General features: G+C 69.4%; 5 protein-coding genes. All 5 read left to right on the forward strand.

Annotation, left to right across the window (positions count from 1 at the left end):
• Nucleotides 1-9: 9 nt before the first annotated feature.
• The 5 genes from AC5P5V_RS12930 (at nt 10) to gspG (ending at nt 13,525) form a co-directional block, all read left to right on the forward strand.
• The gene (locus tag AC5P5V_RS12930; protein WP_231352536.1) at nt 10-7,917 is read left to right on the forward strand and encodes an ESPR-type extended signal peptide-containing protein; all 7,908 of its coding nucleotides are present in this window, start codon (nt 10-12) and stop codon (nt 7,915-7,917) included.
• Nucleotides 7,918-8,075: 158 nt separating this feature from the next.
• Nucleotides 8,076-9,929, forward strand: coding sequence for a S8 family peptidase (locus tag AC5P5V_RS12935; protein WP_072168891.1), 1,854 nt, complete (start codon nt 8,076-8,078; stop codon nt 9,927-9,929).
• Nucleotides 9,930-10,065: 136 nt separating this feature from the next.
• Entirely contained in the window at nt 10,066-11,787 is a 1,722-nt protein-coding gene (gene gspE, locus AC5P5V_RS12940; protein ID WP_053499707.1) for a type II secretion system ATPase GspE, read from the forward strand.
• 24 nt (nt 11,788-11,811) lie between these two features.
• Nucleotides 11,812-13,032: a type II secretion system protein XpsF gene (gene xpsF, locus AC5P5V_RS12945; RefSeq protein ID WP_069139470.1), complete on the forward strand. Its 1,221-nt coding sequence runs from the start codon at nt 11,812-11,814 to the stop codon at nt 13,030-13,032.
• A 49-nt stretch (nt 13,033-13,081) separates the two neighbouring features.
• The gene (gene gspG / locus AC5P5V_RS12950) at nt 13,082-13,525 is read left to right on the forward strand and encodes a type II secretion system major pseudopilin GspG (protein WP_005415225.1); all 444 of its coding nucleotides are present in this window, start codon (nt 13,082-13,084) and stop codon (nt 13,523-13,525) included.

Raw genomic sequence — 13,525 nt, forward strand, 5'->3', positions numbered from 1 at the left:
GCCGTACCGATGAATCGGATTTATCGCAAGGTCTGGAACAAAGCATTGGGTCAGTTGGTGGTGGCCTCGGAACTGGCCTCCTCCGACAGCAGCGGTGGTGTTGTCGACCAGCGCCGCGATACGACACCGGCCACGCCCGCGCTGTTGGCGGTGGCACTGGGCCTGGTACTGGGATTGGGCCTGAGCGGTTCCGCCATTGCACAGTCGGTGCAGATCGGCGGCAGCGCCACCTGCGTGGCATTCAGCGGCAAGCTGCTGGAAAAATGCCTGGTGGAAGGCTCCGCCAGTGCCAAGGGCAGCAACGCGGTGGCGATCGGCAGCAACAGCAGCGCCACTGCCGCCAACAGCGTGGCGCTGGGCGCAGGCTCCAGGGCCACCCGCGCCAACACGGTGTCCGTTGGCGATGCCGGCAAGGAACGGCAGATCACCAACGTGGCTGCAGGCACCCAGGCCACCGATGCGGTGAACAAGTCACAGCTGGATGCGCAGGCGCGCGCCACGCAGGCCGCGCTGGCGGACGTCGCCGCAGATGGAAACCGCTATTTCAAGGCCGATGGCGCAGGTGATGACAGCGACGCGGCGAAGATCGACGGGCAGGGCGCGGTTGCAGCGGGCGCCGGTGCGCAGTCGTTGGCCAATGCCACCACCGCCATCGGTACCCAGGCGATTGCCGCCGGCCTGGGCGCCAGCGCGTTCGGCCAGGGCGCATTGGCAATCGGTGACGCCAGCGTGGTGGTCGGGCAGAGTGCTGCCGCGTTCGGTCTTGGTGACACCGCCGTCGGCGCCAGTGCCTATGCGGCAAGCGAGAATGGCGCGGCCACCGCCTTGGGCGCGTTGTCCGAAGCCACTGCCGATGGCGCCACTGCCGTGGGTGGCGGTGCCGTGGCGATGGGCCTGGGCAGTACCGCACTGGGCCGCGGCGCCACCGCCGCCAACGAAGCATCGATCGCGGTGGGTGCGTTCAGCACCGCCGTGGGTGAGTACAGCGCCGCGCTGGGGTCCAACTCGGCGGCGGTTGCCACCGGCAGCGTGGCGCTTGGCGCCGGCTCGCTGGCCGACCGTGTCGACACCGTGTCGGTCGGCGCCGCCGAATATGGCCTGACCCGGCAGATCACCAGCGTCGCGGCGGGTACTGAAGATACCGACGCGGTCAATGTCGGCCAGTTGAAGGACGTGGCCGCCGTGGCCGATGCCACCGCCAAGCACTTCCAGGCCACGGGCAGCCGCAACAGCGATGCGGGCGCGCTGGCCGAAGGTGACGAGGCACTGGCGGCCGGCGAGGCGGCCAACGCCATCGGCAATGGCACCACCGCCGTGGGTGCCGGTGCCACGGCCGTTGCGCAGAACGCCACCGCCATCGGCAACAACGCGCTGGCGTCAGGCCAGAACAGCGCCGCGTTCGGCAACAACGCACAGGCGAACGGCCCGGGCAGCGTCGCCGTCGGTGGTGCTGCAGTGGATGCCGATGGCAATCCGCTGATCACCAGTGGCGGCGTGCCGGTGGAAACCGGCGCCACCAGCGCAGGCGTCGGTGGCACTGCAGTCGGTGCCAGTGCCGAAGCCAGTGGATTTGCGGCGTCGTCCTACGGCGTTGGCGCGTATGCCGCCGGTGCGCAGTCGTCCGCATTCGGTGCGGTCGCCAATGCCATCGGTGACTACTCCACCGCACTGGGTACGCAGAGCACCGCCACCGGTACCAGCAGCGTCGCCATCGGTGGCCCGGCCGACCTGATTCCGGGCCTGGGCTTCTTCGTGCAGACCCAGGCCAGCGGCGAAGCGGCGACGGCCGTCGGCGCCGGTGCCATTGCCAGCGGTGATCGTGCGGTGGCCAACGGCAGCCTGACCGAAGCGTCCGGTGCGGAATCCACCGCCGTGGGCTACTTCGCCTATGCCCCGGGTGAGAATGCCAGCGCGCTCGGTGCGCAGACCTGGGCCAGCGGCGCGCAGAGTACCGCCGTCGGTTATTACGCCACCGCTCGCGGTGCCAACAGCGTTGCACTGGGCGCGAACTCCGAAGCGGTGCGCGCCAACAGCGTGGCCGTGGGCAGCGCAGGCAACGAGCGGCAGATCACCAGCGTTGCCGCGGGCAGTGAAGCCACCGATGCGGTCAATCTGGCCCAGTTGAAGGGCGTCGCTGCCGTGGCTGATGCCACCGCCAAGCACTTCCAGGCCACCGGCAGCAGCAACAGCGATGCCGGTGCGCTGGCCGAAGGTGAAGATGCGCTGGCCGCTGGCGAGGCGGCCAATGCGATCGGCAATGGCACCAGTGCACTGGGTGCGGGCGCCGTCGCCATCGCGCAGAGCGCCACTGCCGTCGGCAGCAACGCGCTGGCCTCGGGGCAGGGCAGCGCGGCCTTCGGCGCGGCGGCCACCGCCAGTGGCAGCAACGCCACCGCCCTGGGAACGCAGAGCAGCGCCACCGGCGCTGGCAGCGTCGCCATCGGTGGCCCGGCCGACATCGTGCCGGGCATGGGACTGTTTGTGCAGACGCGGGCCAGCGGTGTGTCCTCCACCGCGGTAGGCGGCGGTGCGGTCGCCAGTGGTGACCGCTCGTTGGCCAACGGCAGCTTCACCGAAGCAGTGGGCGCGGAATCCACCGCGCTGGGTTACTTCGCTTATGCCGCAGGCGACAACGCCAGTGCACTGGGCGCGCAGACCTGGGCCATCGGCAAGGACAGCACGGCCATCGGTTACTACGCCACCGCTGGCGCCGAAAACAGTGTCGCGCTGGGCGCCTATTCGGGCTCCAATCGGGCCAATACGGTGGCCGTGGGCACCAATGGCAATGAACGCCAGATCGTCAGCGTGGCCGCGGGTACGCAGGCGACGGATGCAGTGAACAAGGCGCAGCTGGACGCTGTGGCAAGCACCGCCGACGGCACCGCGCGCTTCTTCCAGGCACAGCCCGAAGCGGGCAGTGATGCCGGTGCGTTCGCCGAGGGCGAAGGCGCGGTCGCGGCCGGTTCGTCGAGCAATGCGATTGGCGCCGGCGCGGTTGCACATGGCGCTGCCGCGTCGGCGATCGGTGATGACAGCGTGGCGGTGGGTCGCAACAGCAGCGCCACCGGCAACGGCGGTGTTGCCATCGGTGGCCTCGGGCAGGCCTACGATGAGTACAACCAGCCGATCATCGGCGCCGACGGCAAGGCGCAGCAGGTGGGCACCACGGCGGCCGCCGATGCCACGGCGGTCGGCAGCGGTGCACAGGCCACCGGGGCTGCCAGCAGCGCGTTCGGCAATGCCGCCAAGGCCAGTGGCGACAACAGCTTCGCGGCAGGCGGCAAGTCGCGCGCCACCGGCAGCTATGCGGTCGCGGTCGGTGACAGCGCCTTCGCCAGCAGCGATGACAGCACCGCTGTCGGTGGTTACAGCTGGGCGACGGCCAGTGGCGCAGCAGCGTTCGGTTCGGGTGCGTGGGCCACCGCCACCAATGCCTCGGCATTCGGCAACGCGGCGTGGGCCAGCGGCAGTGGCGCAACCTCCATCGGCTACAACAGCTGGGCCAATGGTGCCAGCTCCACCGCGGTCGGCCGTGGTGCCTTCGGCTATGGCGACAACAGCGTGGCGCTGGGCTTCCAGGCGCTGGGCAACAGCCTCAACAGCATTGCCATCGGCACCAACACGGTGGCCGGTGGTGAAAGCGCGATTGCGTTGGGCGCCGGCAGCAACGCTAGCGCCAGCAATGCTGTCGCGCTCGGTGCCGGTTCCGTTGCCAGCCGTGCACGCACGGTGTCGGTGGGCAGCAGCGGCAACGAGCGGCAGATCACCAACGTCGCTGCCGGTACCCAAGCCACGGACGCGGTGAACAAGGCACAGCTGGATGCGGTCGCGAGTACCGCCACCACCACCAGCCGCTTCTTCCAGGCCAGTGGCAGCGGCGACGACGTAGCCGGTGCGCTGGTGGAGGGTGACAACGCGCTGGCTGCCGGTGATGCGGCCAACGCCATCGGCAACGGCGCCACTGCGCTCGGCAGTGGTGCCAACGCGCTGGCCAACAACGCGCAGGCGATCGGTTTCAACGCGCTGGCCAGCGCCGCCAACGCCAGCGCCGTCGGTGCCAACGCACAGGCGACCGGTGAGTACGCCACCGCGCAGGGTGCGGAAAGCGAAGCCAGCGGCGAGCAGAGCGCAGCGTTCGGTGCCGCCAGCATCGCCAGTGGTGCCGGCAGTACCGCCAACGGTGTGTTGTCCGAAGCCTCCGGCGAGGAAGCCGTGGCGGTGGGCTACTTCAGCAACGCCAGCGGCAGCGGCTCCACCGCGGTCGGCAGCGAGAGCGTCGCCAGCGGCACCGCGTCGGCAGCGTTCGGCATCGGCGCAGAAGCGACCGGTGGCTACAGCACCGCCATCGGTGGCTATGCGCAGGCCTCGGCGTTCAATGCCACCGCCTTCGGCAACTTCGCCAATGCCTCCGGTTCCAACAGCGTGGCGCTGGGCGGCGACTCCGAGGCGTCGGGTGCCTACAGCACCGCCACCGGCCAGGGCAGCCTGGCCACCGGCACCAACAGCGTCGCCGTCGGCGGCTCGCTGTTCGGCGTGCTGGCCACCGAAGCATCGGGCAACTACTCCACCGCCGTCGGTGGTGGCGCCTGGTCCGGTGGCATCAACAGCACCGCACTGGGCAACGCCGCCGAATCGCGCGCGGCCAACAGCGTGGCGCTGGGCGCCGATTCGATCGCGGACCGCGACAACACCGTGTCGGTGGGCGGTGGTGGCAATACCCGCCAGATCACCAACGTGGCCGCTGGCACGCAGGGCACTGATGCGGTCAACAAGAACCAGCTCGACGCCGTAGCCGCAGCAGCGGAAAAGACCAGCAGGCAGTTCCAGGCCAGTGGCAACGCCGATGGTGAAACCGGCGCCCTGGTCGAGGGCGACAACGCGCTGGCGGCCGGTGATGCGGCCAACGCCATCGGCAACGGTGCCACCGCACTCGGCAGCGGCGCCAATGCACTGGCGGCCAACGCCACGGCGGTCGGCATCGATGCGCTGGCCACCGGCAACAACGCCGCAGCACTGGGCAGTACCGCACAGGCCACCGGCGAAGACAGCCTTGCGCTCGGTACCGGCGCCAGCGCCAGCGAGCTGGGTGCCAGCGCCGCGGGTACGCGTGCACAGGCCAGTGGTGCGTACAGCACCGCGACCGGCACCGAATCCAACGCCAGCGGCACGCAGGCACTGGCCAGTGGCTTCCGCAGTGCCGCCTCCGCCGATGGCACCACCGCGGTCGGTGGCTATGCTGAAGCCAGCGGTCGCCTCGGGACCGCGTTGGGCTACGGCTCGGCGGCCAGCGGTGCCAACACCACGGCAGTGGGCTTCGGCGCCGCCGCGGCCGGTAGCGGTGCCGTTGCGGTCGGCCAGTCCAGCGAAGCCAGTGGCGCTGAGAGCGTGGCCATCGGTGGCAGCACCTTCTTCGGCCTGATCCCGTCGCGCGCCAGCGGCACCGGCGCGGCGGCCTTCGGTGCCGGCGCCTGGGCGACCGAAGATTACGCCACCGCGATCGGCTGGAACTCGTGGGCGGATGCGGCAGATGCCACGGCACTGGGCGCCAGTGCCACCGCCAGTGGGTTGAACAGCGTGGCGCTGGGCGCCGGCTCCAAGGCCGAGCGCGACAATACCGTGGCCGTGGGCACCGCGGGCGGTGAGCGCCAGGTGACCCATGTCGCAGCCGGCACCGAGGCCACCGACGCGGTGAACAAGGGCCAGCTGGACGCGGTTGCCAGCGTTGCCGACAGGACTGCCCGGCAGTTCCAGGCCAGCGGCAACGCCGATGGCGAAGCCGGTGCCCTGGTCGACGGCGACAACGCACTGGCCGCCGGCAACGCGGCCAACGCCGTCGGCAACGGCGCCACCGCGCTGGGCAGCGGAGCCAACGCCATGGCCGTCAACGCCACCGCCATCGGCGTCGATGCCCTGGCCACCGGCAACAACGCCGCGGCTCTGGGCAACAACGCACAGGCCAGTGGTGTGGACAGCGTGGCGGTGGGCAGCGGCGCCAGCGCCAGCGAACTCGGTGCCAGCGCCAGCGGCACCGGTGCCCAGGCCAAGGGTGCCTACAGCACCGCCAGTGGTGCGCAGGCCACGGCCAGCGGCACGCAGTCGCAGGCCAGCGGCTTCCGCGCCAACGCCTCGGCTGACGGTGCCTCCGCGCTGGGCAGCTATGCCGAAGCCAGTGGCCGGCTTGGTACGGCGGTCGGCTACGGCAGCAAGGCCACCGGCGCGAATGCCACCGCAGTGGGTGTCAGCGCCAATGCGTCGGCAGCCGGCAGCATCGCACTGGGTGCCGGCTCGGTGGCTGATCGTGCCAATACCGTGTCAGTGGGCAGCGGCACCAGTGATCGTCAGATCACCCGTGTCGCCGCCGGTACCGAGCGCACCGATGCAGTCAATCGTGGCCAGCTCGATGCGGTCGCGGCGACCGCCGATGGCACCGCACGCTACGTCAAGGCCACTGGTGCGGGTACCGCCAGTGCCAGCGGCAGCGATGCCGCTGCGGTCGGTTCGGCCGCCAGTGCCAGTGGTGCACGCAGCAATGCGCTGGGTGCCAACGCGATGGCCATTGGCAATGGTGCGCTTGCACTGGGCAACAGCGCCGGCGCGTCCGGTGCGAACTCGGTGGCTCTGGGGGCGGGTTCGCGTGCGCTCGATGCCAACGTGGTCTCGGTCGGCGGCGGCAATGGCACCGATGGCCCGGCCACGCGGCGCATCGTCAATGTGGCCGACGGCCGCATCGCTGCCGGCAGCACCGATGCGGTCACCGGTTCGCAGCTCAACGTCACCAACCAGCGCGTGGGCGCAGTGGAAACCCGCGTCGGTGATTTCGACTCGCGCATCGCCACGGTCGAGACTACGGCGGCCAGTGCGGTCGGCTATGACGACGCCAGCCGTGATCGCCTGACCCTGTCCGGCTTCCAGGGCACCACCATCGACAACGTCGGTGCCGGCAGCATCGCCGCCGGCAGCCGCCAGGCGATCAATGGCGGGCAGTTGTTCCAGTCGCTCAGTGATGCCGCCAGCTTCCTCGGCGGTGGCGCCAGCGTCGGCATGCAGGGCGTGTTCGTGGCGCCGAACTACGTGATCCAGGGCGCCACCTACAGCAACGTCGGCGATGCGCTCGGTGCGCTGGACCGCAAGGTCAGCGAGATCGATCGCCGCACCGCCGGAGGCACGCGTTCGGGAACGGCAAGCCTGCGTTCGATGAGTGCCTCGCTGGATGAAAGCGCACTGGCCAGCGTCGCCGACGCACCGGCCACCGCCGACGCGGCACCGGCCAGCACCGCACGCGTGCAGGGCACGCCGACGGCCGCCGCCGCCGGTGCCGGGATTCCGGTTGGCACCCCGGCCACGGGCTTCAATGCCGTCGCCATGGGTGAGGGCGCAGTGGCCAGTGGCGCCTCGTCCACCGCCATCGGCCAGGGTGCCAGTGCCACGGCTGCCAACGCGGTGGCTTTGGGCCAGGGCTCGGTTGCCGATCGTGCCAACACCGTGTCGGTCGGTAGCGAAGGCAACGAACGCCAGGTCACCAACGTCGCCGCCGGCACCACCGCCACCGACGCCGTCAACAAGGGCCAGCTGGACCGTGGCATGGCCACTGCCAACAGCTACACCGACAGCCGCGTGCAGGCCGTCGCCGACAGCTTCGATGTGTTCAAGGGCGAGATCGACGGGCGCCTGCGCCACATGGATCGCCGCATCGACCGCCAGGGCGCCATGAGCGCGGCGATGCTCAACATGGCCACCAGTGCCGCCGGTATCCGCACCCAGAACCGGGTCGGCGTCGGCATCGGTTTCCAGGGCGGCGAGTCGGCGTTGTCGCTGGGCTACCAGCGTGCGATCAGCGATCGCGCCACGGTCACCTTCGGCGGTGCCTTCAGCAGCGACGACAGCTCGGTTGGCGTCGGTGCTGGTTTCGGCTGGTAAGCCAAACCACTGCGCCGGCGGCCACCCACGCCGGCGCATCACCTGCAACGAGGGCCTGGGGGGAGGTCACGGCAATCCCGGCTGGGCCGGCCGGGAGTCGTCAAGGAATGATGGCCGCAGTGTTGGTTCGATCCATGACCCAGAAGAGGAATTTCGACGTGATCAAGAAGCAGAACCTTCGCATCAATGTGCTTGCCGCCGCCGTGCTGTCGATGACCGCGGTGGGTGCCGTCCACGCCGCCGGGTTGCCGACCCGTGAACCGGTGCGCCAGGCCAGCACCGCCGAGCCGGGCGCCGAGCGCATCATCGTCAAGTATCGTGCCGGCACCGCTGCGGCGGGCGACCGTTCGGCCAAGCTGTCCACCGTGCAGTCCGCGCTGACCCGCGCCAGCCTGTCCGGTGGCACCGCCCGCGCCAGCACGCTGGGCCCGCAGGTCGTGCGCAGGCTCGGCGTCGGTGCCGACCTGATCCGCCTGCAGGGGCGCCTGGCGCCTGCGGAACTGCAGCGCGTGCTGAAGGAACTGAAGGCCGACCCGGCCGTGCAGTACGCCGAAGCCGACGTGAAGCTGCGCCGCACCGAGCTGCGCGCCGGTGACGTGCAGCCGGCGCTGGCGCCGAACGATCCGTACTACCAGCAGTACCAGTGGCACCTGCACAACGCCACCGGTGGCATCAACGCACCGTCGGCGTGGGATGTATCGCAGGGCGAGGGCGTGGTAGTGGCCGTGCTCGACACCGGCATCCTGCCGCAGCACCCGGACCTGGTCGGCAACCTGCTGGAAGGCTACGACTTCATCAGCGATGCCGAGACGTCGCGCCGTGCCACCAACGATCGCGTGCCGGGCGCGCAGGACTATGGCGACTGGGTCGAGAACGACAACGAGTGCTACACCGGCTCCGTCGCGGAGGACAGCTCCTGGCACGGTACCCATGTGGCCGGCACCGTGGCCGAGCAGACCAACAACGGCGTCGGCATGGCCGGTGTCGCGCACAAGGCCAAGGTGCTGCCGGTCCGCGTGCTCGGCAAGTGCGGTGGCTACCTTTCCGATATCGCCGACGCCATCACCTGGGCCTCCGGCGGCACCGTGGCGGGCGTGCCCGCCAATGCCAACCCGGCCGAGATCATCAACATGAGCCTGGGTGGAAGCGGCAGCTGTGACGGAACCTACCAGGATGCGATCAATGGCGCGATCTCGCGTGGCACCACCGTGGTCGTGGCGGCCGGCAACGAGACCGACAACGCATCCAAGTACCGTCCGGCCAGTTGCGACGGCGTGGTGACCGTCGGCGCCACCCGCATCACCGGCGGCATCACCTACTACTCCAACTACGGCACCCGCGTGGACCTGTCCGGTCCGGGGGGTGGCGGCAGCGTCGATGGCAATCCGGGCGGCTACGTCTGGCAGTCCGGTTCCGATGCGGCCACCACGCCGGAGTCAGGCAGCTACAGCTACATGGGCATGGGTGGCACGTCGATGGCCTCGCCGCACGTGGCTGCCGTCGCTGCACTGGTGCAGAGCGCGCTGATCGCCAAGGGCAAGGATCCGCTGGCCCCCGCCGCGATGCGCGCGCTGCTGAAGGAAACCGCGCGCCCGTTCCCGGTCAGCATCCCGACCGCCACCCCGATCGGCACCGGCATCGTCGATGCCAAGGCGGCGCTGGCCAAGGCACTGGAAGAGCCGTGCACCGAGAACTGCGGGCCGGTGGCGACGCCGCTGACCAACAAGGCCGCCGTGGGGGGCCTGAACGGTACGGCCGGCAGCAGCCGCCTGTACAGCTTCGAGGCAGCCGCTGGCAAGCAGCTCAGCGTGATCACCTACGGTGGCACCGGCAACGTGTCGGTCTACATCGCCCAGGGACGCGAGCCGAGCGCCAGCGACAACGATGGCAAGTCGACCCGTCCCGGCACGTCCGAAACGGTACGGGTGAACAAGCCGGTGGCAGGCACCTACTACATCAAGGTGGTGGGCGAAGCGGCCTACAACGGCGTGAGCATCCTCGCCACGCAGTAAGCCTGACGTGTCGTAGTTGAACGGCCGAGGCCCGTCATCCTGTGTGACGGGCTTCGTCTTTTTACGAAAGCTGGCCGCATGGCGGCGGAAATCATGGCTTAACTGCTAAAGTCGGTCCGATTGACAGGAGAGTCACGTGAACGCGCTCGCTGCAACCGTTACCGACGATGCCGAAGGCCGCATCCTGGATGCGCTGCTGGCACGCGGCCGGCTCAAGGAAGGAGACCTGGCGCGCGCGCGGCCGCTGCACGCCGAGGCCGGCGGCAGCCTGCTGGGCCTGCTGGTGCGCCTGGGCCTGGTGTCTGAACGCGACCAGGCACAGGCCAGCGCCGAGGTGCTGGGCCTGCCGCTGCTGGAGGGCAAGCAGGTGCCGGAAGCCCCGCCGCAGGCGCTGGCCGAGGGACTGCCGCTGTCGCTGCGTTTCCTGAAACAGTTCCATGTGTGCCCGCTGGAGCTGAATGAACACGGGGTGCGTCTGTGGCTGGCCGATGCCCACGATGCCTATCCGCAGCAGGCCGTGCAGTTGGCGCTGGGGGTTCCGGTGACACCAGTGCTGGGCATGCGCGCGGAGATCGATGACCTGGTCGAGCGCTGGTTCGGCCAGGGCCGCAGCGCGATGGGCGCGATCGTGGAAACCGCCGATGGCGAGGGCGGCGCGGTCGACGATATCGAGCACCTGCGCGACCTCGCTTCGGAAGCGCCGGTGATCCGTCTGGTCAACCTGGTGATCCAGCGTGCGGTGGAACTGCGCGCTTCGGATATCCATGTCGAACCGTTCGAGAGCCGGTTGAAGGTCCGCTACCGGGTCGATGGCGTGCTGGTGGAGGGCGAAAGCCCGCCGGCCAACCTCACCGCCGCGGTGATCAGCCGCATCAAGATCATGGCCCGGCTCAACATCGCCGAGCGCCGCCTGCCGCAGGACGGCCGCATCATGCTGCGCGTGCAGGGCAAGGAGCTGGACCTGCGCGTGAGTACCGTGCCCACCGCGCATGGCGAAAGCGTGGTGATGCGCCTGCTGGACCGTGAAACGGTGGTCTTCGATTTCCACCGGCTCGGCTTCACCGACGCCTTCCTGCCGCAGTTCCGCAAGGTACTGGAGCAGCCGCACGGCATCCTGCTGGTGACCGGCCCGACCGGCTCGGGCAAGACCACCACGCTGTACACCGCGCTGAGCCAGCTCAACACCGCCGACGTCAAGATCATCACGGTGGAAGATCCGGTCGAATACCAGATCGAGGGCATCAACCAGATCCAGGCCAAGCCGCAGATCGGCCTGGATTTCGCCAACGCGCTGCGCAGCATCGTCCGCCAGGATCCGGACATCATCATGATTGGTGAAATGCGCGACCTGGAAACCGCGCGCATCGCCATCCAGTCGGCATTGACCGGCCACCTGGTGCTGTCCACCCTGCACACCAACAATGCGGCCGGTGGCATCACCCGCCTGCTCGACATGGGCGTGGAGGATTACCTGCTCACCTCGACCATCAACGGCATCCTCGCCCAGCGCCTGGTGCGCCGGCTGGAGCCGACCCATGCCGAACGCTACGCAGCCTCGCCAGAGGAGATCGAACGCTTCGAGCTGCGCCGCCTGCAGCCGGAGGGACCGATCCACCTTTACCGCCCGAAGCCCTCGGCGCTGGCGCCGACCGGCTACCTGGGGCGTACCACCATCATGGAATTCCTGGTGATGAACGATGCGCTGCGGCGTGCGGTGATGCGTCGCGATGGCATGGGCGAGATCGAGCGCATCGCCCGCGAAGCCGGCATGCGCACCATGTACGAGGATGGCTTGTCCAAGGCGTTGAGCGGACAGACCACCATCGAGGAAGTGCTGCGCGTGACCGAGGAAAGCTGATGCGTGCAGGACGCCGGGGCTGACATGCCGAACTACCGCTACAAGGCGCTCAATCCGCACGGTGAGGTCTTCGACGGGCAGATGGAAGCGGCCAGCGAGGCCGAGCTGATCGCGCGCCTGCAGGACCAGGGCCACCTGCCGATGGAGACGCAGCTGGCCGACGCCGGCGCGATCGGCGGCAGCAGCTGGCGCAACCTGCTGCAGCAGCGCCCGTTGCAGGGCGCTGCATTGCTGCAGTTCACCCAGCAGCTGGCGACCCTGCTCGGTGCCGGCCAGCCGCTGGACCGCGCGCTGTCGATCCTGCTGGGGTTGCCCGAGGACGAACGATCGCGCCGCGCGATCACCGACATCCGCGACGTGGTGCGCGGCGGTGCACCGCTGTCCACCGCGCTGGAACGCCAGCATGGGCTGTTCTCGCGGCTGTACGTGAACATGGTGCGCGCCGGCGAAGCCGGTGGCAGCCTGCATGAAACCCTGCAACGCCTGGCCGACTACCTCGAGCGCAGCCGCGCGCTGCAGGGCAAGGTCATCAACGCACTGGTCTACCCGGCCATCCTGTTGGTGGTGGTGGGCGGCGCGCTGCTGTTCCTGCTTGGCTATGTGGTGCCGCAGTTCGCGCAGATGTACGAGAGCCTGGACGTGGCGCTGCCGTGGTTCACCAATGCGGTGCTGCAGCTGGGCCTGTTCGTGCGCGACTGGTGGGTGCTGCTGCTGGTGGTGCCGGCGCTGCTGGCGCTGTTCTTCGAGCGCAAGGCGCGGCAACCCGCGTTCCGGCTGGCGCTGGATGGCTGGCTGCTGCAGCGCCGTGGCATCGGCCGTCTCGTCGGTGAACTGGAAACCGCGCGCCTGGCGCGCACGCTGGGCACCCTGCTGCGCAACGGCGTGCCCCTGCTGGGCGCGCTGGGCATCGCCCGCAACGTGCTGGGCAACCGCGCACTCGCCGCCGACGTGGAAACGGCCGCCGATGAAGTGAAGAACGGCGCCGGCCTGTCGCTGGCACTGTCGCGCGGCAAGCGCTTCCCGCGCCTGGCCCTGCAGATGATCCAGGTCGGCGAGGAATCCGGCGCCCTCGATACCATGCTGCTGAAGGCGGCCGACACCTTCGAACAGGATAGTGCCCGGCGCATCGACCGCCTGCTGGCGGCGATGGTGCCGGCGATCACCCTGGTGCTGGCCTCGGTGGTGGGCGCGGTGATCGTGGCCGTGCTGGTGCCGCTGTACGACCTGACCAATGCCATCGGTTGACGATGGCACTCCCTGCAACCCCGACACTCCGCAACTGAAAGGACCGTCCATGATTGCCCGTCGCCGACCGATCCGCCTTTCCTTCACTGCCGCGCGCAACCAGTCGGGCATGAGCCTGCTGGAAATCATCATCGTCATCGTGCTGATCGGCGCGGTGCTGACCCTGGTCGCCAGCCGCGTGCTGGGCGGTGCCGACCGTGGCAAGGCCAACATCGCCAAGGCGCAGGTGCAGACCGTGGCGTCCAAGATCGACAACTACCAGATCGACACCGGCAAGCTGCCCGGCTCGCTCAATGACCTGGTGACCGCACCGGCCGGTGTTGGCGGCTGGCTCGGCCCGTACGCCAAGCCGGCCGACCTGAACGACCCGTGGGGCCACGCCCTGGAATACCGCGCACCGGGCGAAGGCCAGCCCTATGAGCTGGTCAGCCTGGGCAAGGATGGCAAGGCCGGCGGTAGCAGCGTCGACGCTGACATCCGCTACCAGCCGTAA

This window comes from Stenotrophomonas sp. YJH_SMC_130 (assembly GCF_059369035.1).